29 protein-coding genes are annotated in these 26898 nt (G+C 65.6%); 4 read left to right on the top strand and 25 right to left on the bottom strand.

Going from position 1 to position 26898, the window contains the following annotated elements:
* Positions 1-27: 27 nt before the first annotated feature.
* The 14 genes from ACVWY6_RS01155 to hpt all read right to left on the bottom strand — a co-directional run bounded on the left by ACVWY6_RS01155 (position 28) and on the right by hpt (position 12870).
* Positions 28-468 (bottom strand): hypothetical protein, encoded by a 441-nt coding sequence (locus tag ACVWY6_RS01155; RefSeq protein WP_457535718.1) that lies wholly within the window; start codon positions 466-468, stop codon positions 28-30.
* Between the two features lie 170 nt (positions 469-638).
* Complete coding sequence (locus ACVWY6_RS01150) at positions 639-1463, bottom strand: type III pantothenate kinase (protein WP_457535717.1); 825 nt, start codon at positions 1461-1463, stop codon at positions 639-641.
* Between the two features lies 1 nt (position 1464).
* Complete coding sequence (gene panD, locus ACVWY6_RS01145) at positions 1465-1896, bottom strand: aspartate 1-decarboxylase (protein ID WP_400720552.1); 432 nt, start codon at positions 1894-1896, stop codon at positions 1465-1467.
* Positions 1893-2810: a pantoate--beta-alanine ligase gene (gene panC, locus ACVWY6_RS01140; RefSeq protein ID WP_457535715.1), complete on the bottom strand. Its 918-nt coding sequence runs from the start codon at positions 2808-2810 to the stop codon at positions 1893-1895. The genes panD and panC overlap by 4 nt, the downstream gene beginning before the upstream one ends.
* A complete protein-coding gene (locus ACVWY6_RS01135; protein WP_457535714.1) occupies positions 2807-3730 on the bottom strand; it encodes a Rossmann-like and DUF2520 domain-containing protein in 924 nt (307 codons plus the stop codon). The genes panC and ACVWY6_RS01135 overlap by 4 nt, the downstream gene beginning before the upstream one ends.
* A gap of 170 nt (positions 3731-3900) precedes the next feature.
* Positions 3901-5082 (bottom strand): DUF6779 domain-containing protein, encoded by a 1182-nt coding sequence (locus ACVWY6_RS01130; RefSeq protein ID WP_457535713.1) that lies wholly within the window; start codon positions 5080-5082, stop codon positions 3901-3903.
* Positions 5083-5195: 113 nt separating this feature from the next.
* Positions 5196-5663, bottom strand: a complete 468-nt coding sequence (locus tag ACVWY6_RS01125) for a DUF3180 domain-containing protein (protein ID WP_457536837.1) — start codon at positions 5661-5663, stop codon at positions 5196-5198.
* 35 nt (positions 5664-5698) lie between these two features.
* Complete coding sequence (folK, locus tag ACVWY6_RS01120) at positions 5699-6241, bottom strand: 2-amino-4-hydroxy-6-hydroxymethyldihydropteridine diphosphokinase (RefSeq protein WP_457535712.1); 543 nt, start codon at positions 6239-6241, stop codon at positions 5699-5701.
* Positions 6238-6612: a dihydroneopterin aldolase gene (folB, locus tag ACVWY6_RS01115; protein ID WP_457535710.1), complete on the bottom strand. Its 375-nt coding sequence runs from the start codon at positions 6610-6612 to the stop codon at positions 6238-6240. Before folB ends, folK begins: the two co-directional genes overlap by 4 nt.
* On the bottom strand, positions 6605-7483 hold the full coding sequence (folP, locus tag ACVWY6_RS01110) for a dihydropteroate synthase (protein ID WP_457536836.1): 879 nt from the start codon (positions 7481-7483) through the stop codon (positions 6605-6607). The genes folB and folP overlap by 8 nt, the downstream gene beginning before the upstream one ends.
* A 108-nt stretch (positions 7484-7591) precedes the next feature.
* Positions 7592-8203, bottom strand: coding sequence for a GTP cyclohydrolase I FolE (gene folE, locus ACVWY6_RS01105; RefSeq protein ID WP_457535709.1), 612 nt, complete (start codon positions 8201-8203; stop codon positions 7592-7594).
* A complete protein-coding gene (gene ftsH / locus ACVWY6_RS01100) occupies positions 8200-10596 on the bottom strand; it encodes an ATP-dependent zinc metalloprotease FtsH (RefSeq protein WP_457535707.1) in 2397 nt (798 codons plus the stop codon). The genes folE and ftsH overlap by 4 nt, the downstream gene beginning before the upstream one ends.
* 327 nt (positions 10597-10923) lie before the next feature.
* Entirely contained in the window at positions 10924-12285 is a 1362-nt protein-coding gene (locus tag ACVWY6_RS01095) for an amidase (protein WP_457535706.1), read from the bottom strand.
* A 12-nt stretch (positions 12286-12297) separates the two neighbouring features.
* On the bottom strand, positions 12298-12870 hold the full coding sequence (gene hpt / locus ACVWY6_RS01090) for a hypoxanthine phosphoribosyltransferase (protein WP_030172532.1): 573 nt from the start codon (positions 12868-12870) through the stop codon (positions 12298-12300).
* A gap of 317 nt (positions 12871-13187) precedes the next feature.
* On the opposite strand from hpt, the gene ACVWY6_RS01085 reads away from it, so the two are divergent.
* On the top strand, positions 13188-13841 hold the full coding sequence (locus ACVWY6_RS01085; RefSeq protein WP_457535704.1) for a hypothetical protein: 654 nt from the start codon (positions 13188-13190) through the stop codon (positions 13839-13841).
* Positions 13842-13858: 17 nt separating this feature from the next.
* On the opposite strand, the gene tilS is transcribed toward ACVWY6_RS01085, so the two are convergent.
* The 3 genes from tilS to dacB are packed head-to-tail and all read right to left on the bottom strand — an operon-like array spanning position 13859 to position 17204.
* Complete coding sequence (tilS, locus tag ACVWY6_RS01080) at positions 13859-14821, bottom strand: tRNA lysidine(34) synthetase TilS (RefSeq protein WP_457535702.1); 963 nt, start codon at positions 14819-14821, stop codon at positions 13859-13861.
* The gene (locus ACVWY6_RS01075) at positions 14818-15834 is read right to left on the bottom strand and encodes a zinc-dependent metalloprotease (RefSeq protein WP_235189420.1); all 1017 of its coding nucleotides are present in this window, start codon (positions 15832-15834) and stop codon (positions 14818-14820) included. The genes tilS and ACVWY6_RS01075 overlap by 4 nt, the downstream gene beginning before the upstream one ends.
* On the bottom strand, positions 15831-17204 hold the full coding sequence (gene dacB / locus ACVWY6_RS01070) for a D-alanyl-D-alanine carboxypeptidase/D-alanyl-D-alanine endopeptidase (protein WP_457535700.1): 1374 nt from the start codon (positions 17202-17204) through the stop codon (positions 15831-15833). The genes ACVWY6_RS01075 and dacB overlap by 4 nt, the downstream gene beginning before the upstream one ends.
* A 105-nt stretch (positions 17205-17309) precedes the next feature.
* Here dacB and ACVWY6_RS01065 point away from each other — a divergent pair, with 105 nt between their 5' ends.
* Positions 17310-17822 (top strand): inorganic diphosphatase, encoded by a 513-nt coding sequence (locus tag ACVWY6_RS01065; protein WP_023955670.1) that lies wholly within the window; start codon positions 17310-17312, stop codon positions 17820-17822.
* Positions 17823-17902: 80 nt separating this feature from the next.
* Here ACVWY6_RS01065 and ACVWY6_RS01060 read toward each other — a convergent pair whose 3' ends face one another.
* Both ACVWY6_RS01060 and ACVWY6_RS01055 read right to left on the bottom strand, forming a co-directional pair.
* Positions 17903-19585: an MDR family MFS transporter gene (locus ACVWY6_RS01060; protein ID WP_457535698.1), complete on the bottom strand. Its 1683-nt coding sequence runs from the start codon at positions 19583-19585 to the stop codon at positions 17903-17905.
* Positions 19582-20052: a MarR family winged helix-turn-helix transcriptional regulator gene (locus ACVWY6_RS01055; protein ID WP_457535697.1), complete on the bottom strand. Its 471-nt coding sequence runs from the start codon at positions 20050-20052 to the stop codon at positions 19582-19584. Before ACVWY6_RS01055 ends, ACVWY6_RS01060 begins: the two co-directional genes overlap by 4 nt.
* A gap of 166 nt (positions 20053-20218) precedes the next feature.
* Between ACVWY6_RS01055 and alc the strand changes: the two genes are divergently transcribed.
* On the top strand, positions 20219-21244 hold the full coding sequence (alc, locus tag ACVWY6_RS01050; RefSeq protein ID WP_457535695.1) for an allantoicase: 1026 nt from the start codon (positions 20219-20221) through the stop codon (positions 21242-21244).
* Positions 21245-21281: 37 nt separating this feature from the next.
* Here alc and ACVWY6_RS01045 read toward each other — a convergent pair whose 3' ends face one another.
* From ACVWY6_RS01045 to ACVWY6_RS01020, 6 genes are all read right to left on the bottom strand, one after another.
* Entirely contained in the window at positions 21282-21800 is a 519-nt protein-coding gene (locus tag ACVWY6_RS01045; protein ID WP_457535693.1) for a hypothetical protein, read from the bottom strand.
* Positions 21797-22624, bottom strand: a complete 828-nt coding sequence (locus tag ACVWY6_RS01040) for an aminotransferase class V-fold PLP-dependent enzyme (protein WP_457535691.1) — start codon at positions 22622-22624, stop codon at positions 21797-21799. Before ACVWY6_RS01040 ends, ACVWY6_RS01045 begins: the two co-directional genes overlap by 4 nt.
* A 122-nt stretch (positions 22625-22746) precedes the next feature.
* On the bottom strand, positions 22747-23370 hold the full coding sequence (locus ACVWY6_RS01035) for a DedA family protein (RefSeq protein WP_457535690.1): 624 nt from the start codon (positions 23368-23370) through the stop codon (positions 22747-22749).
* 68 nt (positions 23371-23438) lie between these two features.
* Positions 23439-24647, bottom strand: coding sequence for an O-succinylhomoserine sulfhydrylase (locus tag ACVWY6_RS01030; protein WP_457535688.1), 1209 nt, complete (start codon positions 24645-24647; stop codon positions 23439-23441).
* Between the two features lie 34 nt (positions 24648-24681).
* Positions 24682-25095, bottom strand: coding sequence for a rhodanese-like domain-containing protein (locus ACVWY6_RS01025; RefSeq protein WP_457535686.1), 414 nt, complete (start codon positions 25093-25095; stop codon positions 24682-24684).
* The gene (locus ACVWY6_RS01020) at positions 25092-25580 is read right to left on the bottom strand and encodes an Rv0361 family membrane protein (protein ID WP_457535684.1); all 489 of its coding nucleotides are present in this window, start codon (positions 25578-25580) and stop codon (positions 25092-25094) included. Before ACVWY6_RS01020 ends, ACVWY6_RS01025 begins: the two co-directional genes overlap by 4 nt.
* 143 nt (positions 25581-25723) lie before the next feature.
* Between ACVWY6_RS01020 and ACVWY6_RS01015 the strand changes: the two genes are divergently transcribed.
* Positions 25724-26755: an ABC transporter substrate-binding protein gene (locus ACVWY6_RS01015; protein WP_457535683.1), complete on the top strand. Its 1032-nt coding sequence runs from the start codon at positions 25724-25726 to the stop codon at positions 26753-26755.
* The last annotated feature ends 143 nt before the right edge of the window (positions 26756-26898 follow it).

Raw genomic sequence — 26898 nt, 5'->3', positions numbered from 1 at the left:
TCGACGGGTCGCCAGGTCGGCGCGTGATCAGTGCGCGGAGAACATGCTCCACTCGCGTTCGGTGTGACCGGCGACCGGCCGCCGGTCAGCCGAACGGGCGAGCGCCATCTGGCCACCGGCAACAAACCGGGCGCCGGGCACCCCCGCGGCCTGCAGGTGCCAGGTGAGCATCTCGGCGTCGTGACCGTCCACCCCGATGAGAAGCCAACGGCTGGAGGCGTCAGCGCAACGCAGTGTCTCCCTCGAGCCCGGGATCAGGCGGTCGAGGACTTGATCGGAGGGAATTGCCAACGCGCCGAGGACGATTCCGTCCCGATCACGTTCCTGCTGGCTACGGATGTCGATCGCCACAGCACCGCTGCGGAGCAGGGAATCGACGTCGTGCGCCGCGACGGACAGCGGAGCAACGGGGTATGCCGACGTGGGCCGACTTGACAGAGAAGGTGCGGGTGCGGTGAGCACAGACATGGCTGGTGCTTTCGTGAATGATCGGCAACTAATCGGCCGAAGAACGGGCGTAGGGGTTATCAAGAGGCGTTTCAGCCCCGACAACACTCCTGACAGCTCCGCGTGATCACGGTGGAGATTGTGCCACAGCGATCACGATCGCACCACCGTCACCCGACCGCGGCAACACCTCAGTCCGGACGCGAGCCTGCCGAACGCCCCTTTGCCCGGGCATCGCGCTGCCGCTCGTACACCAGCCGCAACCCGTCGAGCGTCAGAGTTGGCTCGTGGTGCTGCAACGTCACACACTCATCGAAGACCAGCGGGGCGAGGTAGCCGGTGGCGATCACCGCGATGTCGTCGCCGTCGAAACCCGGCACTTCGCGCCGTACCCGGGACACGAGCCCGTCCACCTGACCTGCGAATCCGTACAGGATGCCCGACTGCAGTGCTTCGACGGTGTTCTTGCCCACCACCGAGCGCGGCGGCAACAGCTCGACCTTGCGTAGCGTCACCGTCCGGACGGCGAGGGCCTCGACCGCCAGATCGATACCCGGGGCGATCGCCCCACCGAGGAACTCGCCCTTCGCCGACACCACGTCGACGAGGGTGGTGGTCCCGAAATCGACGACGATGCAGCCGCGACCGTAGGCCGAGTAGGCGGCGAGCGCATTGGCGACGCGGTCGGTCCCGACCTCTTTGGGATTGTCGACCAACAGCGGAACCCCGGTTCGCACACCGGGTTCGAGCAGCACGTGCGGTCCGGCCCCGAAGTACTTCCCGACCATCACCCGCATCTCGCGCAGCAGAGACGGCACCGTCGACAGCCCGACAACGGCCGTGACCTGTTCCACGTCCGGCCCCAGCAGGCCACGGATGGTCAGCGCCAACTCGTCGGCGGTCATGCGCGACTCGGTCCTCATCCGCCAGTCGCGCACCAGCCGCGAATTGGTCCCGATGCCGACATAGACACCCAGGTGGATGTTCGTGTTGCCGACGTCCAGCGCGAGCAACATATCAGGCGGGGGTGCTCGACAGCACCGGGTGGCGGGGGTCGAGCAGATCCGAGCCTTCCGGTGCGTGTGCGGGGTCGGCACCCTGTTCGACGATGCGGTTCGATTCGTCGACGAACACCACCTTGGGCTGATACTCGAGGATCTCGCGGTCATCGAGTCCGCCGTAGGCGATCAGGATGACAAGGTCGCCCGGGTGCACCAGATGTGCTGCGGCGCCGTTGATACCGATGATCCCGGACCCGCGGGGACCCGAGATCGCGTAGGTGACCAACCGGGCGCCGTTGTTGATGTCGACGATGGTCACCTGCTCACCCTCGAGCAGACCGGCGGCGTCGAGCAGGTCCTGGTCGACCGTGACCGATCCGACGTAGTGCAGATCGGCCTGGGTCACCGTGGCGCGGTGGATCTTCGAGGTCATCATGGTGCGGATCATGCTGGGTTCTCTCCTCTTTCGACGAAACCGGTGCCGATCGCGACACCCACGTTGTCAATGAGCCGGGTGGAGCCGATTCGCGCGGCGACGAGCAGCCTGCCGTCGCCGCGGGCCGGCGGTTCTTCGAGGTTCGGGCCGCGCAGTTCGAGGTAGTCGACCGAGACTTCCGGGTGCAGGTCGAAAACGCCGCGGGCCGCGTCGAGGATGGCCTGCTCTCCCCCGGCGGCCGCATAGGCGCCCGCGATCAGCGCTGCCGACAGGGTCGTCGCCAGCTCACGCTGAGCGGGATCGAGGTACCGATTGCGCGACGACATGGCCAATCCGTCGGCTTCGCGCACGGTGGGAACGCCGACGATCTGTACGTCGAGGTTCAGGTCGGTGACCATCTGCCGGATCAACACCAACTGCTGGTAATCCTTCTCCCCGAAGTAGGCCTCCATCGGCGCGGCAATGTTCAGCAACTTGAGCACCACGGTCAGCATGCCTGCGAAATGCGTTGGTCGAGAAGCACCTTCGAGCTCTCCACCGAGCGGTCCAGGGTGCACGGTGGTGCGCGGTCCCGTCGGGTACATGTCGGAGACCTTCGGGGCGAAGACCAATTCGACGCCGGCCGCCCGCAGGAGATCGCAGTCCTCATCGAATGTCCGGGGGTAGGCGTCGAGGTCTTCACCCGCGGCGAACTGCAACGGGTTGACGAAGATGGACGCGATCACCACCGCGTCGCCCTTGCGTTTGGCGGCACGGACCAGTTCGAGATGGCCTGCGTGCAGCGCGCCCATCGTGGGGACCAGCACCACGCGCTTACCCGTCGAACGCAGGGCACGGCTGACCTTGTTCAGCAGCACTGGATCACGATGGACCGTCAATTGCCCAGCGGTGAAAGGTTTCTGGCCCGTGAGGTCATCAGTGGTCATCGATGTTCGTCCCGTCTGCTGTCATTTCCCAAGTCGTCGTCCCTGAGTAACTCGACCAGGTCCTTTGGTGGATCGGTGTACGTGGCGGCGCGGCGGGCGAGCGCACGATATCCCTCCGCGATGCCCGGATCAGCGGCCGTCAGCGCCTGCAGATGCCGGGCCACCGCCGCCGCGTCGCCGCGAGCCACCGGGCCGGTCAACGCCTTCGGGCCGATTTGCAGACTGTTGTCGAGCGCCGCGGTGAGCAGGGGCCCCAGGATCCGTTCCGGCCGTACGTCTTGGCCGTCGACCACCTTGCGCAGCGCTGCCACGGCGTCACACACAAGCGCGACAAGATGATTCGCACCATGAGCGAGGGCAGCGTGATAGAGGGTGCGGTCTTTCTCGTCGATGCGGACCGGTTCGGCGCCCATCTCCAGTACCAGCGATTGTCCGATTGCCAGACCCACCTCGTCCGCGGCAGTGACACCGAAGCAGCAGTTGCGGATCCGGTCCGTGTCCTCTTCCGTCCCGATAAACGTCATGGCCGGATGCAACGCCAGCGGGAGCGCTCCGATGTCGGTGAGCGGATCGAGCACGCGTACACCGTGTGCGCCCGCGGTGTGGGCGACGATGGTTCCCGGCCGCACCGATCCCGACTCCGCCAGATCGGAGATGACAGACGCCAATCGGTCGTCCGGGACCGCGATGACAAGGAGCTCGCACTGTGAGGCGACGTCGGCCACGGCGCGGATCTCGGACTCGGGGAGCCGCTGTGCCGCACGTGCGCGCGAGGCCGGGGACGATGCGGCGACGGCGCCGACCACGTGTTCGGCACGTTCGAGGGCCTGACCGATGGTGGTTCCCACTCGACCCGCCGACACGACGCCCACCGTCAGGCGGGCAGGCGCGGGCCAATTGGTAATCCCCGTCGAGGTCACCGTCGTCCTCCATTCGTTCCAGTCCCTCTGACTTCTCCCCTGGCCGTTGAGTCGAACGCGACTGGGGATGTGTCAGGCACGGGTACCAGACGTCTCGCAGCGAGAATAGAACCAGGCGGACACATATTGCCAATGCCTGTGATCGGGCTCACCCGATAGGACGTGGGCGATCAGCTACGACGGCGGCGGCGTCCACCGGCAGGTGCCGATGATTCGAATCGGGTGAGCAACTCCGAGACCGACCGTCCCGACGCATGTGCGCCTGGATGGTCCGCGGACTGCTCGCCGTCATCGGCCAGTAGCGCGTTGGGGATTCCACCTTCCGCGGGGACAGCCACCTCCCACTCGTCGGTGGGGGTTTCGTCCACGAACGGCCCGGGAGCCGACGACTCGACCTGCGCCTCGGGCGTTCCGTCCGCCTCCTCAGCACGCTTTTCGTGCGCGCCGGCCACCTGCGGCTCAGCGGTACGGGCCACGTCCCCGGCCGCGACGACCTCCGGTGCTGCGTCATCGGCGCGACGCCGGCTACCCGCATGGCGGCCGGACGGTGTCTGCGCGTTGATGGTGTCGCCGGGGTGGTCCGACGTCACCGCATCCTGCTCACCGGCGTCGGACGAGTCTTCGGTGTCGGTCGCGTCGTCTGCCGGCGTTTCGGCAGGCTCCACGGGCACCGGATCCTCGTCGGACACCACCGGGATGACCTGGGTGCTCTCGTTCGGGTTGTCGTCGCGCCGGCGATCAGCCGGGGGTGCCGTGGACGCAAAATCGCGTTCGGCCACGGTTCCGTCATCCGGGACCAGCGGCGCCGGCGGGAAATGCTGCTCGGCGAAGCCGGCCGGGGCGTAGGGATTGCCCGTCCCCTCATGACGGTTCGCGCGGTTCTCCAGTTCCGGCAGACGTTCACGGACCAGAGCGATCCGTTCGTCCGGGAGCTCCCCGAGCAGCTGCTCGAGGCTCGACCGCAAGGACTGCAGCTCCGCCTTGAGCGCGGACAGTTCTTCACCCGACTGTTCGCCGATCTCCTTGCGAACCTGTGTCTCGACGCCCAGTTCGTACTGACGGCGAGCGGAGATCTCACGCTCGAGCTGCAATTCGTAGACCAGTCGGAGGTCACGGGCCTTGGCGTCCGCGGAATCGGCCTGCCGGCGATACTTCGTCACCAGGATGGCGCCGATGACAGCAGCCCACAACGCGGTGATGACGGCCAGCGAGGCGGCGATGCTCATCTCCGAGGTGAAGATCATGAAGATGCTGGAGCCGAGCGCAAACAACAGCAGCACACCGAGCAACCACTGACCAGGACCACGGCGGGCTCTTCTGGCATCAGCCGATCGGCCGGCAGAGGTGGTCATGGTGGCAAACTTACCTGCCCGACTGTGTCGCGTTTGCCATCTGGTGCGGCAAGTCCAGTTATCGATCGTGTTTGTCGAGAGATCTGCACATCTCGCGAGAGATGTGTGGCTACTCAGGTGGCCAGGTCGTCTGAGGGATCGTCCGGCGTGCGGCAGCAGTATTCGAGCCAGAGTGCCGCACCGACAAGCAGCACGCCACCGATCAGGCCGACGATCGTGCCCGGGCGATCATGATCTGCCGCCGCGAGATCGTCTTGCCGGGTGAGCAGATACGCCAGCGTTCCGGTCCACACGCCGACGGCGAGAGCACCGAGAATGGCCGATGCCTTGGCCAGCGCCAGCACGCGCGCCGCCGTGATCGGATGCAATTGGCCGCTGTGCGAGCCGATTTGCCGGTCATTCACCCGGGCACGCACCACAAACGCGATCACAACCTCAAGTGCGGCAAGCACATACAGCACGATGCCGGCCAACAGGGGCAGCGGCGGCAGCGATCCGTAGCTGACCCGGACCACCAGGAACACCACAACCGCCACCACAACCGCGAGCATGGCGAGATCCCGGATACGGGTCGGGCCCATCGCGTTGTCGCTGCCGGGATCGGACTTGCGGCTCGTCACGTGTGTTTCCCTGCGTCGGTACCGGCGGTGGTCAGCGTGTGTTCGGTGAGTCGAACCCCGTCGCGGTCGGCCGGCGTCAATGCGGCCAGCAGATCCGACACCGAAACGTCGGAACCGCGATGACGTAGCACCGCTCCGGGATCGGCGTCCAGCCAGGGAATCAGGACAAACGCCCGCTCAGCGGCACGCGGGTGGGGCAAGGTCAACACCGGATCCGTCGACTCGACAACTGCCCCGTGGTCCGACACCGAGATCACGTCGACGTCGAGAGTTCGTGGCCCCCACCTCTGGTCGCGTACCCGCCTCGCCTCGTTCTCGAGATGCTGACCCACGTCCAGCCAATCGCGTGCGGTCCGGGCGTCGTCGTCGACCAGCAGGATCGCGTTCAGGAAATCCTGCTGCTCCACCCCGCCCCACGGTTCGGTGGCGTAGACCCGCGAGGCCGCCACCACCCGGTCACCGAGACCGTCGCAGACCGACTGCAGATGGGCGAGCCGGTCTCCGATGTTGGAGCCTATCGAGAGCACCGCACTGCTCACTGCATCCCCTTGCGGGATCGGCGAGCGACGACCGCCACGTCGTCGAACTCCAGATCGATTGGCGCAGAAGGCTTGTGCAATGTCACCTCACACGCCAGTACGGCGTCGAGATCGAGCAAGATCTTGTCGGCTATCTCGGCCGAGACCGTCTCGATGAGGTTGTGCGGTGTGCCGGCGATGATGTCGTGGGCGGTGTGGGCCAGTCCCCCGTAGTCGATGGTGTCGGCGAGGTCGTCCGTCGCCGCGGCCACCCGCAGGTCGGCCCACAGGATGATGTCGACGATGAAGTCCTGGCCGTCCTGCCGCTCGTGGTCGAACACCCCGTGATTGCCCCGAACCTTCAGTCCGCGCAACTCGATTCGATCAGCCATCGTGCCCTTTCGTTACAGCGCCCCCAGCGGAGAACGTGGTCGGACCGGTGTCGGCGCCGCGCGGCCCGCCCGCCTGCCAGGCGTCGGCGACCAGCACCGCATCGCGGCTGGCGCGCACGTCGTGTACCCGCACGCCCCACGCACCTCCCGCGGCCGCGAGTGCGGTCAGAGCGGCGGTGGCGATCTCGCGGCCATCCGGCGGACGTGGGTTTCCGTCTCGATCGGCGAGCAGGGTACCGAGAAAACGCTTGCGTGACGCCCCGATCAGTACGGGAAAACCGAGCCCCACCAAGGTTGGCAGTGCGTGTAGCAGGGCCCAATTGTGCTCGGCGGTCTTCGCGAATCCGAGACCAGGATCGAGGATCAACGCACTGGGATCAACACCGGCAGACGTGGCCGCATCGACCTGCGCCAGCAGTTCCCCGCTGACCTCGGCCACCACGTCGCGATACACGCCGGGTTCGCCGGTCCGATGGACAAACGACGGGTCGGAAGGGCGCCAGTGCATCAGGATCCACGGAACACCCGCCTCGGCGACAACTCCCGCCATGTCCGGATCGGCACGTCCCCCGGATACATCATTGACCACAGTTGCGCCCGCAGCGATCGCCTTCTCGGCGACCTCGGCGCGCATGGTGTCCACGGAAATCCGAACACCTTGCGCCGCCAGGCCTTTGATGACCGGCGTGACCCTGGCGATCTCGAGACCGGTGTCGACGCGGTGCGCACCGGGTCTGGTGGACTCCCCACCCACGTCGATGATGTCGGCCCCCTGCGCAGCCAGCGACAACCCATGGGCGATGGCGGCATCGGTATCGAGGTACCGGCCACCGTCGGAGAAGGAATCGGCCGTCACGTTGACGACGCCCATGATGATGGTGCTCACGCCGTCCACCCCATCACGACGTCCACCACGTCAGGTCGCCGGGGCTTTCGGTGATGCCGGCCCCTCACGATGCTCCTGGTGTGATCGCGCAGGTCAGCGGGAGATGAGGTCGAGGGCTTCGCCTCGCGAGACCGCGCTGGTCTTGAACTGACCGCGAACCGCAGAGGTGGTGGTGGTGGCGCCCGGCTTGCGGATACCGCGCATCGCCATGCAGAGGTGCTCGGCTTCGATCACCACGATCACACCGCGAGGATCGAGTCTGCGGACGATCGCGTCCGCGATCTGCGTGGTCAACCGTTCCTGCACCTGCGGTCGCTTCGCGTAGAGGTCGACCAGACGCGCCAACTTGGACAGGCCGGTCACCTGACCGCCGGGACCGGGGATATAGCCAACGTGCGCGACACCGTGGAACGACACCAGGTGGTGCTCGCAGGTCGAATACATCGGGATGTCCTTGACCAGCACCAGCTCGTCGTGACCGACATCGAAAGTGGTGGCCAGCACGTCGTCGGGGTTGACGTGCAGGCCTCCGAACATCTCGAAGTAAGCACGTGCCACCCGGGCGGGTGTCTCCTTCAGACCGTCGCGGTCCGGGTCCTCGCCGACGGCGATGAGCAGTTCACGTACGGCACGTTCGGCGCGCTCGGCGTCAAAGGGGGCAATCGCACCGTTCTTGGCGGGTGTCCCATTGGTCTGTTGTGTCATTGCCCATTCTGTCCGTTCGGGGAATGCCCATTCTGGCCGTGACCCTCGTTCCCGCCGTCGCCCTGGTTGTTCCCGTTGTGCCCGCCATGGCCATTCTGACCATTCGGTGACCTGCCATGAGAACCGGGCTGGCCGTAGGGGTTACCCGGCTGTCCGTATGGATTGCCTGGTTGCCCGTATGGGTTGCCTGCCGGGTAGGAACCGTTGTGGCCCGTGCCGCCGTTCTGGGCCTGTCCGCCGTTCGGCCCACCGTTGGGGGGCCAGCCCGGAGCCGACCAACCTGCGGGGGCGCCGTAATCGGGACGGGTGCCTCCTGGGACAGCACCTGCCTGCCCACCTTGCTGCGGGTAGGGGTTGCCCGGGGACTGCGGCGGATACTGCTGCTGCGGAAGCTCGCCCGGACCGGGCTGCATGTGCGACGGTCCGACCTTCGCCAGCTCCGGCGACTTCGGGGGTTCGGGCGGCCAGGGCTCGCCGCGCTCCTTGGCGAGCTCGCCCGGCGTCTTCACCGGCGGCTTGTCGCTCGGGGTGCGTTCGCCGAAATCGTTGAAGGTGGTGATGCGCGGGCGCTTGACCACCTTGTCGAAGATCTTCTCGAGATCCTTGCGGGTCAGGGTCTCGCGTTCGAGGAGTTGCGTGGCGAGCTCGTCGAGGGTGTCGCGGTACTCGGTGAGGATGGCCCACGCCTCGGTGTGAGCGGCCTCGATGAGGCGTCGCACCTCGTCGTCGATCTCACTGGCGACCTCGGGTGAGTAGTCGGCGTGCGAACCCATCGAGCGGCCGAGGAACGGGTCACCCTGCTCCTGCCCGTACCGCACGGCTCCGAGCCTGGCGCTCATGCCGTACTCCGTGACCATGGCGCGAGCGATCTTGGTGGCCTGGTCGATGTCGGAGGACGCGCCGGTGGTCGGCTCGTGGAACACCAACTCTTCGGCAGCACGACCACCCATTGCCATCACCAGACGGGCGATCATCTCCGAACGGGTCATCAGGTCTTTGTCCTGCTCGGGCACGGCAAGAGCGTGGCCGCCCGTACGTCCGCGGGCCAGGATGGTCACCTTGTAGATCGGGTCCAGATCGGGCATCGCCCACGCGGCGAGTGTGTGGCCTCCCTCGTGGTAGGCCACGATCTTCTTCTCGTGCTCACTGATGATGCGGCTCTTGCGACGCGGACCACCCACAACCCGGTCGACGGACTCTTCGAGCAGTTCGGCGGTGATGGTGGTGCGGTTCTCGCGGGCGGCCAGCAGTGCGGCCTCGTTGATGACGTTCGCCAGATCGGCACCCGACATACCCGGGGTGCGCTTGGCCAGACCGTCGAGGTCCGCGTCGGCGTCGATCGGCTTGCCCTGTGCGTGGACGTTGAGGATCGCCTTGCGGCCCGCCATGTCGGGGTTGCCGACGGGGATCTGACGGTCGAAGCGTCCCGGACGCAGAAGTGCAGGGTCGAGGATGTCGGGCCGGTTGGTGGCCGCGATCAAGATGACGCCCGAACGCTCACCGAATCCGTCCATCTCGACGAGCAACTGGTTGAGGGTCTGCTCGCGCTCGTCGTGTCCACCGCCCAGGCCGGCGCCGCGCTGGCGTCCGACGGCGTCGATCTCATCGACGAAGATGATGCAGGGGCTGTTGTTCTTGGCTTGCTCGAACATGTCGCGCACACGTGAGGCACCGACACCGACGAACATCTCCACGAAGTCCGAACCGGAGATGGTGAAGAACGGCACACCGGCCTCACCTGCGACCGCGCGGGCGAGAAGCGTCTTACCGGTTCCGGGAGGACCGAACAGCAACACGCCCTTGGGGATCTTGGCTCCCAACGCCTGGTAGCGGGCCGGGTTCTGCAGGAAGTCCTTGATCTCGAAGAGCTCTTCGACCGCCTCGTCCGCACCTGCCACATCGGCGAACGTGGTGGTCGGCATGTCTTTGTTCAGCTGTTTGGCCTTGGACTTGCCGAAGCCCATCACGCCGCCCTTGCCGCCACCCTGCATCCGGTTCATCACGAAGAAGAACAGGCCGAACAGCAGGACAAGCGGAAGGATGAAGATCAGCATCTGCATCAGGAACGACTCTTGGTTGACGTTCGTCTGATACTTCGCACCCGAGGCATCGACGCGGTCGAAGACCTCTTCGGTGGTGCGGGCTGGGTACTTGGCGGAGATCTTCTTGTCGCCGCCGGCCTGCGCCGGGTCCTTGAGCGTCATCCGTAGCGTCTGCTCGCGGTCGTCCATCTGCACCTCGGACACGTTCTTCGTGTTGAGCTGCGTCATCGCCACAGAGGTGTCGACACTCTTGTAGTCACGATTGTTGTCGCGGAGCACGGTCCAGCCCCAGATGGCCAGCACGATGATGGCCACGATCGCCAGGTTGCGAAAGACAGTCTTGCGGTTCATTGAGGTGTGTCAGCCGACCCCGACGGCCACTATCGGCCCTCTGTGATTTCGGCGCGTCCTTCCAGTCGGGATGTCTGAATCATCAGGCTACCCGTCAACGATTCATCGTGGTCGCGCGTTCCCCGTGGGCGAAAACAGTCGCGGCACCGCGCTGGCCGGCGCCGCGGCTCGCGAAACTTGGGAACGCTCGGTCTGCAGAGCGCGCAAACGCGAGTTTTGTGAGCTGGCCGCCGGCCGCGCTCGCAAAACTTGGGCACGCTCGGACTGCGGAGCGCGCAAACGCGACTATTGCGCGCCGGACGTCGGGCGCGCTCGGTGCGCGGACGGTCAGTATCCGGGAGCTACTCGCTGCCAGGGGCGGGCGGCCTCGATCTGGGCGGCTAGCTTCAGCAGCGTTGCCTCGGATCCCGGGCGGCCGGCGAAATGGACGGCCACCGGGGTCTTGGACACCGGGTGCACACCGAACGGCACAGACATCGCAGGCCATCCGAGGAGATTGAACAGTCCCTGGAACGGCGCGTAGTTGATGTTCGCCCACATGTTGGCCGCCCAGCTCTTGCTGCTCCACGCCTTCGCCTCGAGGGGTGGGGCTGCGAGGGCGGGGGTCATCAAGACGTCGGCCTGGTAGCGGTCGAGGTAAGCGAGCACCTTCTGCTCGATGGTGCTGGCCTGGACGTCGTGTACCAGATCAAAGCGTTGCACCGCCCTGCCGAGCGACGTGTGAATCTTGCTGCGCGACTGCAACTTCGACAGATCGCCACCCGCCTTCGCGAAGTCGTCCGCGTCGGCTGCAGCCCCCGCCAGCCATCGCAGCAGCAGAGGAGCCGGATTGCTCGGGTACGGGAGCTTGGACTGCGGCACCCTGTGGCCGTGATCGGCGAGCAACGCGCTGCAACTGGACACCGCCTGCGCAAAGTGCTTGTCCGTCCGACCCACGGCCAGCGGAAAGTTCTGCGCCACAACAATTCTGAGCTTCCCAGGGTCGGCGTCCGTCCCGGCGGCGGCAAGGGCCATGTCGTCGGCCATCACCCCGAGCATCAGTGCGCCGTCGGCAACCGTGGTGGCAAGCGGCCCGTTCTCACTCATCTTGAACCAGCCGTTGCCGCCGAACTCGCTGGGCACCACTCCGAGGCCGGGCTTGAAACCGAACAATCCGCAATCGGCGGCAGGGATGCGGATCGAGCCAAGGCCGTCGTTCCCGTGCGCCAACTCGACCTGCCCGCTGGCCACCGCCGCAGCCGCTCCACCGGACGAGCCGCCTGGGGTTCGCGCCGGATTCCACGGGTTGCGTGTCACGGTCTGCTCGTTGTCGGTGGTCCCCCACAAGCACAGCTCGGGTACGGCGGTGAGGCCGATGACCACTGCGCCCGCGGCTCGCAGCCTGCGGACCACGGTGTGGTCACTGAGCGCAGGTGCTCGACTGGTCGCGGCCGACCCCACGGTCATCGGCTCGCCTGCGACGGACACGTTGTCCTTGATGGCAACCGGCACGCCGGCCAAGGGCAACTTGGCCAGATCCGGATGGGCCGTGAGAAGTTCCGCCTCGGCGACGGCCTTGCCGGCACGGACCTTGACGAATGCGCCGATGGAACCGTCGCGATCAGCTATCCGTGACAGCGCATCCCGGGTCACCTGCACCGGATCGAGTCGACCGGTCCGGACACCTTCTGCCGTCTGTACCGCACTCACCGAAACGAACCTCTAATCGGAGTAGACGTTCGGGTTCAGCCGACCGACGTACGGCAGATCCCGGTACCTCTCGGCGTAATCGAGCCCGTACCCGACCACGAACTCGTTCGGGATGTCGAAGCCGACATCCTCGACGTGCACGTCCACCCGCACGGCGTCGGGTTTACGCAGCAGTGTGCAGACTTCCAACGACCTGGGGTGGCGGGTACGCAAGTTCTTCACCAGCCACGAGAGCGTCAGCCCGGAGTCGATGATGTCTTCGACGATCACGACGTCGCGGTCGTGGATGTCGCGATCGAGGTCTTTGAGGATGCGCACCACACCCGACGACGACGTCGAGGACCCATACGAACTCACCGCCATGAACTCGAGTTGCGACGGAATCGGCAGCGCCCTTGCGAAGTCGGTCATGAACATCACCGCACCCTTGAGGACACCGATGAGGACCAGGTCATCCGGAGTGTCCCGGTACCGGTTCGCCACCGTCTCGGCGAGCTCGGCGATGCGCCGCTGGATCTGCTCCTCGGTGACCACAACTGCTTCGATGTCGTCCCCATATGGATCGCGCTGTTCGCTCACGGACATCATCATGCCTCAACGGCCGCAGCCCGGGTCGCGCAGCCGTCGGCCGGCAGCTGTGTAGACCCAACGAATGACACCAATTCGCGACAGCCATATGGCTTTTCGTGGCGACTTCTCGTTTGTTTTGCGAATTGTCCCCATTTCGGCCAAACTCCCATTTGGCGACCGTTAGCATTGCGTTGCCTGAGAACACACGGTCATCACACAGCGTCACCATCCCCTCTGCCCAGGGGCCGGTCACGTCGCCTCTGCTTGTTTCGATGTGGGGATCGAAATCGGTTCGGGCGGACATTCAAGCAATCAGAGGGGATTTGTAGTCAATGAGGTTTCGGAAATCAGTGGTCTCGGCCATGCTGGTACTGGCCACCACCGCCAGCGTGGTGACGGCCACGCAGGCGAATGCGGCCCCGCCCGCGAAAGACATCGGCTATTCGGCGAATATCGTCGGTGATCACGTTGTGTTGAAGACCGACATCGGTTCGCTGCGCACCTCGGACGGTCAATTCCAGATCGTCGACAACAAAGGCAACGTCGCTGCGAGCATTCCTCTCGCCTACAACCTCAACGACAAGCAATTCCCCATCAACGCCGACATCAACGGCCGTACCGCGACCTTGACCCCTGTCCGCGACGCTGCGGCTGCTCAACCCGTGAAGGTCAGTGACGCCGTCCGCAAGCAGGCTGCTGCCCCGGCCACCCGCGAGCAACGCGATATGCAGGCGATGCAGACCCTCAGCCAGAGCATCAACACCGCGTCGGCGGTGGGTGGCCTCGTCGGGACCATCGTCGGCGGCGTGATCGGCTGCGTGGCAGGACTGGTCGGCGCGGTCGTCGGGTGTCTGCCAGGCATCGTGACGGGAGCCGGTATCGGAGGCGTCGTCGGAACCATCGTCGTGGGTGGTCCGGTCCTCATCGGTGCTGCCATCCAGTTCTTCAACACCATCAACTCCCCGTTCGTCCCGCCGGCCAACTGAGGCTGCCGGAACACAGCTCAACGCACGCGGCGTTCGACCACGAGTCGGGCGCCGCGTCGCGCTATCTCCAGCCTGTGATCGGGGTTCCCACCGACCGCGACCGGCCCTTGGCCACGCCACCGCACCAACAGGGCGTCCACCGCGTTCACCACTGAGCCGGTCGGTTCCGTCGCCCCCTGCGCGACGAGCCAGCGTCGCAGCAGTCGCCGCCGGATCGCTGCCGGCATCGACGTCATCTCCGCGCACACGATCTCGTCTCCGGCGATGACACCGGCGGCGTCATCGGCCATGTCCTCGAGTACGTCGATGTCGTCCTGCAACTGTGATGCCGTGCGACCCAATGATTCGACGACCCCGCCGTGCAACACCTGCTCCAGCAGGGGCAGCACCTCAGTACGCAACCGAACCCGCGTGAACCGCGGGTCGGTGTTGTGCGGGTCGTGATGCGGCGACAATCCCAGGTCGGTGCACGCGGCGACCGTGCTCGCACGCCGCAGACCGAGGAACGGGCGGCCGAACGGCGGAGTCCACGCACGCATCCCGGCGATGGACCGCGGCCCAGACCCTCTGGCGAGGCCGAGGAGAACGGTCTCCGCCTGATCGTCGAGGGTGTGCGCGAGTAAGACGGGCCTGCCCGCGCGCGCCTCGTCGAGTGCGTCATAGCGAGCACGGCGTGCTGCCGCCTCGAGACCACCACGACCCACCACGTCCACGGGGAGCACCGTGGCCTGCGCGCCCATCGCCCGGGCCGACCGCGCCGCCTCGTCGGCGACCGCGGCCGAGCCTTCCTGGAGTCGGTGGTCGACCACCAGGGCGTGCACCTGCAGGCCGGCGTGCACGGTAGCGGCGGTGAGTGCCAGCGAGTCCGCCCCGCCCGACAACCCCACGCACACAGCGGTCCCGTCGAGATGATCCTGGGCGAACGACGCCACGGCGCCGGTGACCTCGGCGATGGCGCCCGAGTCCACCCCAGGGTTCACAACACCCGGTCGATCCACAATCGTGGCTTTTCGATCTCGGCGGGCAGCGGCATGGTCTCCGGCCCCGTCCAGATCGCGTTGAAGCGGGTCATGCCCACGGTCCCGACGACTTCATCCACAAACGCCTTGCCGCGAATGTACTGAGCGAGTTTGGCGTCCATTCCGAGGAGCACACGCAGCAACCGTTGCACGGGATTCTGTGGCCGGCCCCGACGTTTGTCGAATGCCGCGCGAATCGTGTCGACGGTCGGGACGTGCTGCGGTCCGACGGCATCCATGACGTGATCGGCGTGGCCTTCGAGAAGTGTTCCCAGCATCATCATCCGGGTGAATGCCTCGTATTGCTCAGGGCTCTGCAACAACTGCATCGCACCGACGATGCCTTTTTCACGAGGCTGGTCGCTGCGCATCGCCGCACTGATCCGCGTCACCAATTCACCCGCGGATTCCGCGGTTTCGGCGGTCAGTGCTTCAACATTGGACGACATGTAATCGCGCAACCACGGGTTCGCGGAAAACTGCACCCGGTGCGTCACCTCGTGCAGACACACCCACAACCGAAAGTCCGAAGGTACAACCCGCAACGACCGTTCGACGGCGATGATGTTGGGCGTCACCAGCATCAAGACCCCGTCCGAGCCGGTATCCGGGTTGGCGGTGAACGGATCGTATTGCCCGAGGATCGCGCCAGAGAGCAGCGCCAGCAGTCCGCCGGCCTGAACACCGGCGACGCGTCCGGATATCCCGGGCTTGCCGTCGGGCTCAGGCCCCTCGAGCATCGCCGACATCGACAGCGCAGCGGCCTCGATCCAGCCACCACGGTCGAGGATCTGGGCCGCGGGCACGGCCAGACCGTCGGCCAATCCGGTGACCTCACGAACGGGGCCTTCGGCAGCGGCCGACGACCGCGCGAGTTCCTGTTGCGCTGCAGTGATCGTGTACTCGGTGGTGACAGGCCCCGGACGGGCGACCTTCTTGCCCACCGTCGCGGCGAGTTGCCAGTCGATACTCATCGGCATCCACATTCCCGCAGTGCCACTGCGATTGCATCGAGCGCCGGGCGGGCCGCATCTGGCGAACTCCCGTTGGACATCAGCGCGAAACTCAGGACGCGGCCTTCTCTCGTCTGCACCACACCCACCAACGCGCTCGCCCCGGTCAGTGTTCCCGTCTTGGCCCTCACCCATCCGGCACCCGACTTGTTCTGGGTGTCGAATCGTTCGGCGAGGGTGCCGGTGGCGCCTGCGACGGGGAGCATGTCGAGCAGGGGCCGCAGCTTGGGCTGTCCGTCTCCGGCCCCGGCGTTGACCACCTGATCGAGCAGTGCCGCCGAGACGCGATTGTCCTCGGACAGCCCACTGACATCGGCGAACACGGTTCCATTCATGTTGAAGCCGTAGTCGCTCAACGTCTTACGTACCGCCTCGATGCCACCGGCCATCGTCGGGCGACCACCGGTGGCCTTCGCGATCTCGATGGAGACGGTCTCGGCCAGTACATTGTCGCTGGCTCGCATCATGTCCCCGAGTCGCGTCACGAGAGGCGCCGACTGCACCTGGGCGATCACCCGGGCATTCGCCGGTGCGGTCGCCTCGGTGGGTGCCGCGTCCACTCCGAGCGCGTCGGCAAGAGCGGCGCCGGCGGTCAGCGCCGGAGTCGAGGTGCGCGGCGAATCGATGAAGAGCGGGTCATTACGGCCCGAGTCGGCGATCAGCGATTCGATCGGGGTGATGTTCCCGGCCGCTATGTCGGCCGGATCCCAGCTCGGCGCCAGTGTCGGACCACTGAACGCGTTGGTGTCCACGGCCACCGAGGTGACGTCGACGCCGGCCTTCTTGATCTGGTCGGCCAGCGCGCTGATCCGCGGAGCATCGGTGAAGAAGGTGTCCTGCCCGTCCGGTTGCACCGACAGCGTCGGGTCGCCCGCGCCCACGAGGATCACCTGTCCGCCCGCGCCGGCGACCACCGTGGTGGTCACCCTCTGCTCGTGCGGCAGTGCCAACAGGGCAGCCGATGCGGTGAGGACCTTGATCGTCGATGCCGGGATCAGTGCGCGGTTCGGATTCGTCGACCACAATTCGGCGCCGGTCAGGGCGTCGGAGATCTCGCCACTCAACTCACCGAGATCCGGGTTGGCCAACGCTTGCGTGAGTTCGGTTCGCACCCCTGCGGGTGTCGGCGCAGGCGCGTCCGCACGCACCGGATTGATCCTCGGTGTCAGCGACGCCGGCGATGGCTGGGGCGAGGCACCCGCGGGGAGGGCGTCGGAGCCGTCGTCCACGCGGAAGGCTATGACCAGCGCAATGGCTGCCACAGCGATGAGAGCCACCACGGGAACGAGCGTCCACCACAGTCCTTTGCGGCCCAGCGAAGTGCCTGCCACCGATACCTCCGGTCAATTGTGCCGCCGAGCGCGGCGGATAGTTGTGTCCACAGTATCGTTGAGTCGATTTTCGGACCGGATTCGCTGAATGCATCAGGAGGAAGCGTGGACTTCGACGTCACGATCGAGATCCCCAAAGGACAACGCAACAAATACGAGGTCGATCACGAGTCCGGGAAGGTTTATCTCGACCGTTATCTGTACACGTCGATGGGCTATCCGGCGGACTACGGATTCATCGACAACACCCTCGGCGAAGACGGCGACCCACTGGACGCAATGGTCCTGCTGCCCGAGTCGGTCTTCCCGGGCGTCATCGTCCGGGCCCGGGTCGTCGGCATGTTCCGGATGACCGATGAGGCAGGCGGCGACGACAAGTTGCTGGCCGTTCCGGCGAAGGACGTGCGCTGGGACCACATCCAGGACATCGACGATGTGCCCGAGTTCGAGCTCAAGGCCATCGCTCACTTCTTCGAGCACTACAAGGACCTCGAGCCGGGCAAAGAGGTCACGGCGGGCGGCTGGACCGGCAAGGCCGACGCCGAGAAGGTGGCGCAGGAAGCCATCGAGCGACTCAAGACTCAGCCGCACGAGGCGAACGAACCCTCCCGCGGCTGATCTGCACTCACACCCGCAGCACAGCAGGGCCCGACTCCACGGAGTCGGGCCCTGCTCGCGTTCGGCCTCAGGATTCGGCCTCAGGATTCGGCGGCGGCCTCGTCCTTGGCTGCTTGCATCCCCGACTTGGTCCGCAATGGGACCTCTTTCCAGAAGAACACCAGCACAAGCGAGATCAGCGAGACGATCGACACGGTCAAGAACACCGTGTCCATCGCGTCGGCGAACCCGACGCGAATGGGTCGCGAGATCGGTTCGGGGAGTTTGGAGATCACCGAGGTGTCGTTCATGACACTGCCGGTCTGGGCATCCGGGTCTGCGGCCGCAGCGATCAGGCCCTTCCCGAATGCGGCGACCTGCGCGTCCGGACTCTGCGCGGCGGCAGCGACGGCCTGCCTGAACTGCGGGGTGTCCGCACTGTCCTTGAGCCCATCGGTGACGTTGGGCCCCATCAGCGAGAACAGGATCGAGAAGAACACCGCGACGCCGAGCGTTCCACCTATCTGACGGAAGAAGGTGGCCGAGGCGGTCGAGACGCCCATGTCCTTGGGCGGCAACACATTCTGCAAGGCCAGCGTCATCGGCTGAAGTAGGTTGCCCAGTCCGAAGCCGAGGAAGAAGGCCAGGGTCATCACCAATGCGACCGGGGTGTCCACGCTCAACAGGTGCAGCAGGAACGTCGAGACGGTGATGAGGATCGATCCGATGATCGGGTAGATCCGGTAGTGGCCGGTGCGGGAGATTAGCTGTCCGGATGCCACCGAAGCGATCATCAAACCGAGGACCATGGGCAACATCTGCAGACCGGCGACGGTGGGGCTCGAACCTCGCAGCACCTGGAAGTACTGCGGCAGCATCGAGATCGAGCCGAACATCACCATGCCGACCACCACGGAGATGACGATGCCCTGCGCGAAGATCCGGTTGCGGAAGATACGCAACGGGATGATGGCGGCTTCGCCCATCCGGTGCTCGACGTAGACAAACCCTGCCGTGCCCACCACACCGGCCGTGTAACAGGCGATGGCCCACCCACTGCCCCAGCCCCATTCGCGGCCTTGTTCGGCGACGATCAGCAACGGGACCACGCCCAGCGCCAGAAGCCCGGCTCCCGACCAGTCCACCCGCCGGCGGGCGCCTCTGATCTGGTCGTAGTCCAGTACGCGGTAGACCACCACCAGGGCGATGAGGCCGATCGGCACGTTGACGAGGAACACCCAGCGCCAGCCGGACACGAAGAGAATCGACTCCTGGCCGGCGAGCAGGCCACCGAGCACGGGGCCCACCACGCTCGAGGTGCCGAAGACGGCGAGAAAATATCCCTGGTACTTCGCCCGCTCGCGCGGGGGCACGATGTCACCGACGATGGTAAGCGCCAACGACATCAGGCCACCGGCACCGAGTCCCTGCAACGCGCGGTATCCCGCGAGCTGATACATCGAGGTGGCGGTGGTGCACAGCAGCGAACCGATGATGAAGATCGTGATGGCCGTCATGAACAGCTTCTTGCGGCCGTACATGTCCGACAACTTGCCGTAGAGCGGGGTCACGATGGTGGCCGTGACGAGATACGCGGTGGTCACCCACGCCTGCAGCGAATAGCCCTGCAGGTCATCGGCAATGGTGCGGATGGCGGTGGAGACGATGGTCTGGTCGAGGGCGGCCAGGAACATCCCCAGCATCAGTCCACCGAGGATCGTCAGGATCTTCTTGTGCGACAGCTCAGCGCTCCCGGCCGGAACGGAAGCGGACGTGTCGGTCAACTCGGTTGCCTCTCCGCTGGTGCACAGGTCAGCGCATCTTCAGCGCTGTCGACGAAACGGCCCATCAGCCGGATCAGGGTGTCGATGTCGTCGTCGGGCCAATCCGCCATCAACATTTTGAGTTCTTCACCGCGTCGCTGACGCAGCGCAGCCACCCGCTCGCGGCCCGAGTCGGTGGCCACCAGGATCGTGGCACGCCCGTCCTGCGGGTCGGCCTCGCGACGTACATAGCCGAGGCGTACCAGGTGAGCGACGTGACGGCTGATGGTCGACGGATCGGCGAACAGGGCCTCGGCCAGTTCGCCCGAGCGCGACGGTTTGTCGACCAACCGAAAAAGGCACTGGTAGGCGGCCGTTTCAACGATGCCGTCCGGGGTGCGCAGGCGGGTGGCCGCCAGTCGATCGCGGATGCGTGCGTATCGGGCGAGCACCTCGATGAAATCCTCAACCTGGTCCGAGCGGGACATCTTCTGCAACGAGCCTTCCCACGAAACGCATCAATCTAGCCGGCAGCACGAGTTTCACACAGCAACTACTTGTGCGTTGCAAGTATGCTCTGGGCCGGTTGCCATCTGCAACCATCGGCGCCGCCCGGTTCGCCCCGCTGACCCGGGCACACTAACCTCGGATGTCGTGACACCCTCTCCGCCCGCCTCCCGCCCGCACTTCACCGCCATGCCGGATCTGGCGTTGCGTGCCCTCGGCGGAGCAGTGATCTGGGCCAATGACGACCTGTTCGCCGAAGCCCAGAACCTGATCAAGACCCCAGCGGCCGAGTACCAGCCCGCAACGTTTGGTCACAAAGGTCAGGTCTACGACGGTTGGGAAACCCGGCGGCGTCGCGAAGAGGGCGTCGACCAGGCCATCGTCCGGCTCGGGGTTCCCGGCGTGATCTACGGCGTCGTGGTGGACACATCGTGGTTCGTGGGAAATTACCCGCCCTGCATCTCTGTGGAAGCTACTGCGGTGGAAGGCATTCCGACCGCACTGGAGCTGGTCGAAGAGACCGAGTGGACAACGATCGTCGACCGCGTCGAGGTCAACGGCGACACCCGCAACCCGTTCCGCGTCGACGCCAAGGAACGGTTCACCCACGTGCGGCTTTCAATCTATCCCGACGGCGGAGTCGCCCGTTTCCGCGTACACGGACGCGGTATCCCCGATCCGAAATTCTTGTCCTACGGGCACTTCGACCTCGCTGCGCTGGAAAACGGCGGCATGATCACCTCGTGCTCCAACATGTTCTACGGATCGCCGAACAACCTGCTGATGCCGGGTCGTGCCCGCACCATGGGTGAGGGATGGGAGACCTCACGTCGCCGCGATTCCGGAAACGACTGGGTGCAGGTCAAATTGGCGGGTGAGGCCACCGTCGGTCTGGCCGAACTCGACACCAGCTACTTTCTCGGCAACGCCCCGGGGTCGGCGATGATCCGTGGTCGCGACGGCGAGAACGGCGAGTGGTTCGAACTCGTTCCGCGGACTCCATTGCAACCCGACACCCGGCACCGCTTCCTCGTCGACGTGGACCGACCGCTCACCGAAGCCCGCATGGACATCTACCCCGACGGCGGGATGGCCAGGCTCCGACTCTTCGGTCAACTGACGGACGGTGCCCGAGAACAGATCGTCGACCGCTGGGAACACGGCGAAAGCTGACGCACCCGTACGGCTTTCGCGGTAGCGGATGGGCGGGTCAGGCCGCGACAGACCTCTTGGTCAATTGCGGCAACACCTGTTCGGCGATCAATGCCGCGCTGCTCCGGCCGGCGTCCACCGAGTCGTCGGCCGATCCCGCGGCGGAATCGATGGGCCGGAGGATCACCGCATCGGCAACCTCGGCGGTGTAGATGTCCAGGATCAGCGTCAGCAGGCCATTGGCCGTTCCGACGTAGCGCACGGTGTCCCCGAACCTCGACTCACCGAGTCGCAACAATTTTGCTCGTGCGGTCGCGGCATCATCGGCGATCAGCACATCGATCTCGAGAGCGACGACCAGATCGGCGGGCTCGTTACCCAGGCTGGTCCACGCCGCTCGCATCTGAGTTCTCTCCCGGATCCCGCCACGCAGTTCTGGCTGGCGGATCCGGCGGATCACCCCCGCATGCGCGTCGAGCGGACGAGGACCACTCCAGGCGATGGGGTTGTCGTCGCCATCGATGGCGACGAGCAGTTCTGGCCGGTTGCGTGGAGCACCGACGGCTTCATATGTCATGACTTCTCCTGCTCGAACACCACATCTGCCAGTGAATCCAATTGCTGCGCAACGTCGTACCGACCGGTCTCGACACCCCAGCGAAGCGCGAACGGCGCCTCGCGTCCTGCCACCGCGACCGAGGCGATGCCCACACAATCGGCAACGTCGGCCCACAGTCGGAGCCGCCGAGTGCCGGGCAACCGTTGCAGCGCCTCGTCGAGAGTGTCCGACAACGCCTGTTCGTGCAGCCCGATCCACTCGAAACCCAGGCCCGCGACCTCGTCGCAACCCTGTGCGAACCCGCCCAGCGCAGACGGCTCCGCGTCGACACCGATGACACCGCGCAGCCAATCCGGCCGGCCGACGACGGCGGCGGGCCCGTGGCCTGCCAGTTGCCGTCCGGTGAACACGACGTAGTCGATGCCGTGGCTGGTCATGTTGATCACCCGGCGGGCCGCGAGTTCGCTTGCGTCCACGAGGAGCCGGGCCCCGTGGCGATGGGCCACCGCAGCGAGCTTCGACAGCGGCAGGACCTCACCGGTGGACGGGGCGACACCCGGGACGATCAGCAGTGCCGCAGGCCGGACGGAGAGCTCGCGGTCCAGGGCGGCGAGCGTGGTGGTGAGATCCACCTGAGCGGCGACGAGTCTGTCGCCGGCGTGGTCCCCGGTCCGACGGTCTCCGAGACCGGCCGTCAGGTCGAGCAGTACGGACTGTCCGGGTGCCGCGCCGACAACCTTTCGCACCGCGTCGTCCGCGTCGGAGGCGAGCACCACGGCGTCACCGGACCGGGCGTGGACGAACTCGGCCAGTACCGTGTGCGGATCGCGCGTGGAGGCCATGGCCGGGCACGTTTCCTTTCCGGGCGAGAGGTCAGAACTGGTGGCCGAAGCGGGTCGGTCCTCCATGTCAACAACGATGTCGCCGGAATAATTGCCGTGTCAAATAAAACCCCGGGTGAATGTTATTCGGCGCTGGTAGAGCCTATTTCGGACTTGTCGCGCTGACGCCACCAGCGGAAGGCGAAGTACCCGAGAACCACCACAGCCGCTGCGAACCCCAGGTACAGCAGCAAGGTGGCCCCGATCGTCTCGCCGACGGCGTAACCGGTCACCCCGACCACCACCACCCACACGACGCCGCCCAGGACGTTCGCGAAAAGGTACTGCTTGGTGGGCATCTGACTCATCCCGGCCACAAACGGCGTGACCGTGCGGACGTAACCGATCCAGCGTGCCCCGATCACCGCCACCACACCCCCGTTGCGGATCAGCTCTTCGGCGCGGTTCCAGCGCTCCTCACCGATCCACGAGCCCAGTCTGGAGTGGGTTATCCGTTCCCCTGATCGTCGACCCAGCATGTATCCGGTCCAGTCGCCGAGCACCGCGGCGAAGCAGGCACCGGTGATCAGCCAGCCGATGTTCGTCGGACCGATGGCGGAGGCGACGGCACCCGCCAGCAGAACGGTCTCACCTGGGAGGATCAGGCCGATCAGCGCGGCGGCCTCTCCGTAGATGACCCCCCACACAACGAGATACACGGCCCAGGGCGGAGTGGACTCGACAACCGAGATGACCCAGTCGACCAATGAGGAAAGGATGTCTCCACCCTCCGATCCGAAGAAGGCACCGGGGCCGGTGCCGTGCAATGACGCCGCTAGAGCGCCTGGTCCATGTCGTTTAGCAGGTCGTCGATACCTTCGAGTCCCACCGACAGTCTGACCACGGAGTCCGACAGTCCGATCGCGGCGCGACCTTCGGGACCCATCGCCCGGTGAGTTGTGGTGGCGGGATGGGTGATCAGCGACTTGGAGTCGCCGAGATTGTTGGAGATGTCGATGATCTTCAGCCCGTCGAGCACCTCGAACGCCCTTGCCTTGCCCGATACCGACCCGCGGTCGGCCAACTCGAAGGTGAGGACCGTACCGCCGCCGGACATCTGCCGGGTGGCCAGGTCGTACTGCGGATGCGACTGCAGGAACGGGTATTTGACCCACGCGACGCGCGGATCCTCCTGCAGGAACTCGGCGATCCGGAGCGCAGAGGCCACCGAGTGGTCCACCCTCAGCCGCATCGTCTCGAGACCCTTCAGCAGGGTCCACGCATTGAACGGGCTGAGCGCCGGCCCGGTGTGCCGCATCAGGGTCTGCACCGGACCGTCGATGTACTCGGCGTCACCGAGGACGGCTCCGCCCATCACCCGGCCCTGACCGTCGATGTGCTTGGTGCCCGAATAGACGATCACGTCGGCGCCGAGATCGAGCCCCTTCTGCAGCAGCGGTGTCGCGAAGACGTTGTCCAGCACCACCTTTGCGCCGGCCGCATGGGCGAGCTCGCACACCTTCTCGACGTCGACGAGCGTCTGCATCGGGTTGGACGGGGTCTCGAAGAACACGGCGGTCGTCGGTGTCGAGAGCGCTTGTTCCCACTGTTCGAGGTCTTCGCCGTCGACGAAGACGGTCTCCACACCCCAACGCGGCAAGATCTCGTTGCAGACCACGAAGCAGGACCCGAACAGACTCCGTGCTGCCACCAGCCTGTCCCCGGCCTTCAGCAGCGCGCCGAGGGCAACGAACACAGCGGCCATTCCACTGGCGGTGGCAAAGCAGGCTTCGGCACCTTCGAGCAGTCGGAGGCGTTCCTGGAACATCGCGACGGTCGGATTCCCGTAGCGCGAGTACACAAACCGTTTGTCCTCGCCGGTGAAGGCGCGCTCAGCGGCAGCAGCCGACGAGTAGACGTAACCCGAGGTGAGGTACATCGCCTCGGACGTCTCCTCGAACCCCGAGCGGTCGAGACCACCGCGAACCGCGAGCGTATCCGGCGACACCCCGTCGGGCAGTTCGCTGATCACATGTTCCTCCATGGCAGATGAGCACCCCGGCCGGTGAGCCGGTTCCTCAGGATTGGCGCCAGGGCAGCCCCAGCGCCTTCCAACCTACGGCCCCGCGATGACCGGCCGAATCGAGGCCGCCTTCGAATCCGTCGGACACGTTGTACGCCTCGGAGACCCCATCAGCCGTGGCGGCCTCTGCGGCACCGATCGACCGCTGACCGGAACGGCAGAGGAACACCACCGGTTGGTCGTCGGCGATGCCGGCCTCGCGCAGTTGGACGACAAAATCCGGATTGCGTTGTCCGTCAGGAAATGTGACCCACTCGATGAGTACGGTCTGCTTGCCCAGCTCGGTGAGGTCGGGAATGCCGACGTAACTCCATTCGGCCTTCGTTCGCACGTCCACCAGCACGGCGTCGGGGTTCTCCGAGAGAATCGTCCACGCCTGCTCGGGTGTGATGTCTCCTGCGTAACTCACGAGCACACCTTCCAGTCGCCGTCTTCGTTCACCAGCACCACCCCGGTGATCTGGGTCTCGGCCTTTTCCTTGCGAGACCAATGAATGTTTGCGGTTGCGCGATCGCCGTTGACAACCGTCTCGGAGATGTCGTCGATCTCAATGGCCCCGTCGGCCTCGCGGGCGTCAGTGTTTTCGATGGTGAACTCGTCCTCGGTGGGGAAATCGACCGACGACAGGTCCGCAGTACAGGTGGCGGCGCGGAAGTTCGAATAGTTGACGGCGTTCTTCGCGGTGTAGTGGTCGTTGATGGAGCGGGCCACCTTGGCCTCCTCGGTGAGCCGCTCGTCCGCCGGGCGCACCACGTAGGTGATGGCGATGGTGCCGAGCGTCAGCACGACGATCACCACCGCGATGAGAAACGGCCACATGGTCCGGCGTTCGTCATCGCTCGGCGGTCCCGTCTTACCACCTTCACCGGACGTCCCGGAGTTCCTTGATGCCATGGTCGCGAGCTTATAACCCGCATTTGCCGGATGCCGCGCCGCCGTGAGACGCTGATCCAGATATTGGTGAGCCAATCCTAACTTGATCGACGCCGTCGGGGGCGAACTCGACCTCTGGATTGCCGGACGTAAGGACTACAAAAGTGCGTATCAAGACAACCCGGTTGCCGCGCGGGTTCACCCGCACGGCCGTCGCCACGGTGGCCGTCGCCGCCCTGGTGGGAACAGCGGCATGCTCAGCTCCCGACGAAGACAGCGACAGCTCAGGCGCTTCGGTCTCCGCGGAAGCCGGCGCCCTGCCCGTCACCATCACCCACAACCTCGGCGAGACCACCATCGAGACCGAGCCCAAGCGCATCGCGACGCTCGGCCCCGGCGATTCGGACATCTTGCTGGCTCTCGGCATCATGCCGACCACCATCGTGCCGTTCGGCGATTCGACCGGTAAGAACGCTGTCGCGCCGTGGAACGAGAAGTACATCGCCGAGAACACCCCCGAGGTGCTCGGATTGGCCGCACAGGATCTGAACGGTGAGATCCCCAAGGCACTGGCCACCAACCCCGACATGATCGTCGCGGTGAACAACGCGGTCACCCAGGAGCAGTACAACAACCTCAAGAAGGTTGCGCCCACCCTCGTACGCGAAGCGCAGTACCAGGACTGGCTGATCCCCTGGGCCGCATCCACCGCCGAGATCGGCAAGGCCGTCGGCATGCCCGAGAAGACCCAGGAACTGATCGACCAGACCAATCAGAAGTTCGAGGACGCCAAGGCGAAGTACCCGAACATGGTCGGCAAGAAGTCGGCCGTGATCATCGCCGGCACCGACGGCTCCATCTCCATCTACGGCCCCGGTGACGGTCGCGGACAGATGCTGACCAACCTCGGCCAGGTGTTCCCCAAGGAACTCGAGCAGCTCGTGACCAGCGGCTTCTACGGAACCATCTCGAACGAGAACCTCAACCTGCTCAACAACCTCGACCAGGTCGTGGCCATCGACTGGGAGGGCTCCAACGAGCGGATGAAGACGAACCCGATCTTCAACAACCTCGACATCGTCAAGCGCGGAGGCGTCATCTACCTCGACCAGCAGACCGGAACCGCGATGTCGGTGCCGACCGTGCTGACCATCCCCTGGGCTGTCGACCAGATCGCCCCGCAGCTCGGCAAGTAGGCGCCTGAACCGCAAGGCTGCACTTCGCTGGACCTGGTCTGGGATGAGGTTTTTTGTTCCGGCCAGGTCCAGCGCCTACCGTGGTGGGCAGACTGTCCACAACGCCAGCACCAGGCAGGTCGCCCGGTTTTCGGCAGCGACCC

This window comes from Williamsia sp. R60 (assembly GCF_054063855.1).
The sequence above is the reverse complement of the archived record's forward strand: the minus strand, read 5'-3'. Positions and strand labels throughout refer to the sequence as shown.

Bases quoted from the DNA above. Each gene is read 5' to 3' on its own strand.
- hpt (WP_030172532.1), bottom strand. From the start codon at position 12,870: ATGTCCGTGAGCGAACAGCGCGATCCATATGGGGACGACATCGAAGCA.
- ACVWY6_RS01020 (WP_457535684.1), bottom strand. From the start codon at position 25,580: ATGGCATCAAGGAACTCCGGGACGTCCGGTGAAGGTGGTAAGACGGGA.
- ACVWY6_RS01040 (WP_457535691.1), bottom strand. From the start codon at position 22,624: ATGGCCTCCACGCGCGATCCGCACACGGTACTGGCCGAGTTCGTCCAC.
- ACVWY6_RS01075 (WP_235189420.1), bottom strand. From the start codon at position 15,834: ATGAGTATCGACTGGCAACTCGCCGCGACGGTGGGCAAGAAGGTCGCC.
- ACVWY6_RS01045 (WP_457535693.1), bottom strand. From the start codon at position 21,800: ATGACATATGAAGCCGTCGGTGCTCCACGCAACCGGCCAGAACTGCTC.
- panC (WP_457535715.1), bottom strand. From the start codon at position 2,810: ATGACCACTGATGACCTCACGGGCCAGAAACCTTTCACCGCTGGGCAA.
- ACVWY6_RS01085 (WP_457535704.1), top strand. From the start codon at position 13,188: ATGAGGTTTCGGAAATCAGTGGTCTCGGCCATGCTGGTACTGGCCACC.
- ACVWY6_RS01125 (WP_457536837.1), bottom strand. From the start codon at position 5,663: ATGGGCCCGACCCGTATCCGGGATCTCGCCATGCTCGCGGTTGTGGTG.
- ACVWY6_RS01150 (WP_457535717.1), bottom strand. From the start codon at position 1,463: ATGTTGCTCGCGCTGGACGTCGGCAACACGAACATCCACCTGGGTGTC.
- folB (WP_457535710.1), bottom strand. From the start codon at position 6,612: ATGGCTGATCGAATCGAGTTGCGCGGACTGAAGGTTCGGGGCAATCAC.
- folP (WP_457536836.1), bottom strand. From the start codon at position 7,483: ATGGGCGTCGTCAACGTGACGGCCGATTCCTTCTCCGACGGTGGCCGG.
- folE (WP_457535709.1), bottom strand. From the start codon at position 8,203: ATGACACAACAGACCAATGGGACACCCGCCAAGAACGGTGCGATTGCC.
- ACVWY6_RS01030 (WP_457535688.1), bottom strand. From the start codon at position 24,647: ATGGAGGAACATGTGATCAGCGAACTGCCCGACGGGGTGTCGCCGGAT.
- ACVWY6_RS01155 (WP_457535718.1), bottom strand. From the start codon at position 468: ATGTCTGTGCTCACCGCACCCGCACCTTCTCTGTCAAGTCGGCCCACG.
- ACVWY6_RS01130 (WP_457535713.1), bottom strand. From the start codon at position 5,082: ATGACCACCTCTGCCGGCCGATCGGCTGATGCCAGAAGAGCCCGCCGT.
- panD (WP_400720552.1), bottom strand. From the start codon at position 1,896: ATGATCCGCACCATGATGACCTCGAAGATCCACCGCGCCACGGTGACC.
- ACVWY6_RS01055 (WP_457535697.1), bottom strand. From the start codon at position 20,052: ATGTCCCGCTCGGACCAGGTTGAGGATTTCATCGAGGTGCTCGCCCGA.
- ftsH (WP_457535707.1), bottom strand. From the start codon at position 10,596: ATGAACCGCAAGACTGTCTTTCGCAACCTGGCGATCGTGGCCATCATC.